The organism is Noviherbaspirillum malthae (assembly GCF_015352985.1).
Taxonomy (GTDB): Bacteria; Pseudomonadota; Gammaproteobacteria; order Burkholderiales; family Burkholderiaceae_D; genus Noviherbaspirillum; species Noviherbaspirillum malthae.
In genome coordinates this window covers 1-1200 of the sequence record NZ_JACYXF010000187.1, presented here as the reverse complement: position 1 = coordinate 1200, position 1200 = coordinate 1, and the positions used below count along the sequence as shown (strand labels likewise).

Below are 1200 nucleotides of genomic sequence, written 5' to 3'. Positions count from 1 at the left end.
GTGACCTGATATGGAAATTTGTAGCCACTGCTCTCGTTAGTCTTCTAGTTCAAGCACTCTGATTTTGCCATCGTTGCTGGCCTACCGAGGCCGGCGTCCGATTGCCGAGCGCAGAATGCGGCCGCTCGTTGTTATAGAACTGTCGCCACTTCTCAATCACAATCTTTGCTTCGCGGCGATTTACAAACCATTCCCGGTTCAAGCATTCGTCGCGCAACTTGCCATTGAAGCTTTCTACAAACCCGTTCTGCCAAGGGCTTCCAGGCTTGATATAGGCTGGACCAACATTCTGATCTCGAAGCCACTTCATCACTGCAGTGGCAGTAAACTCCGCACCGTTATCGGACCGAATAAAAGCGGGCTTGCCATACAACCGCATTAACCGTGACAGCGTCAGAATCACGTCCTGATTCCGCAATGACTTGCCAACTTCGATAGCCAAGCATTCCCGTGTATGCTCGTCCAGCACGCACAACAGCTTGAGCGTTCCACCATTGGCCAATCGGTCATGCACGAAGTCATACGACCAGACGCTGTTGGGCTGTGTCGCTCCTGGAATGCGGATGTCATTGCCACAGCGGCGCTTTCTGGGCCGGCGCTTGGGTAGATTCAGTCCCAAGCTGCGCCACAAGCGCCATACCCGTCCAACGCTCTGGTCCGTCATGACGGCAATGCGCCGATAACCGAAGCGAGGATAGCGGGCTGATGCTTCTATGAGTTGCCCACTGAGTTCTTCATCCTTACCTGGTTGTCGCAGCTGATAGCTCGTCACCCGGCGGCTTACCCCGGCAATTCGACACGCTGCGCGCTCGGATAACCCTTTAGCCTTCAAAATCTCAAGCGCTTCGCGTCTGGCCACCGGGGTTACCATTTTTTTGCGGCAATCTCCTTCAAGCCTTCAATGGCCAGCATTTGCTCCGCTACGATCTTCTTCAGCCGGGCATTCTCTGACTCCAGATCCTTGAGCTTGCGAGCATCGGAAACAGTCATATCCCCGTACTTATTGCGCCAGCGGAAAAACGTCTGCTCCGTGATGTTGTGCTTACGGCAAACCTCACGGATCACCGCTCCGTCGACCTCCGCCTCCCGCAGGACACCTATGATTTGTTCTTCTGTGAATCGCTTCTGCATGTATGCCTCCATGTCAAAAATAACATGAAGACTCACTCAGCGGGTGGCTACACGATTTCTACCGGGTCA

General features: G+C 53.8%; 1 protein-coding gene. It reads right to left on the bottom strand.

From position 1 onward, the window contains the following. Positions 1-49: 49 nt before the first annotated feature. A protein-coding gene (locus tag IGW03_RS37665; protein ID WP_194727487.1) for an IS3 family transposase occupies positions 50-1131 on the bottom strand; the annotation gives its coding sequence in 2 pieces (ribosomal slippage) (positions 50-882 and positions 882-1131; 1083 coding nt in all). Positions 1132-1200 lie beyond the last annotated feature (69 nt).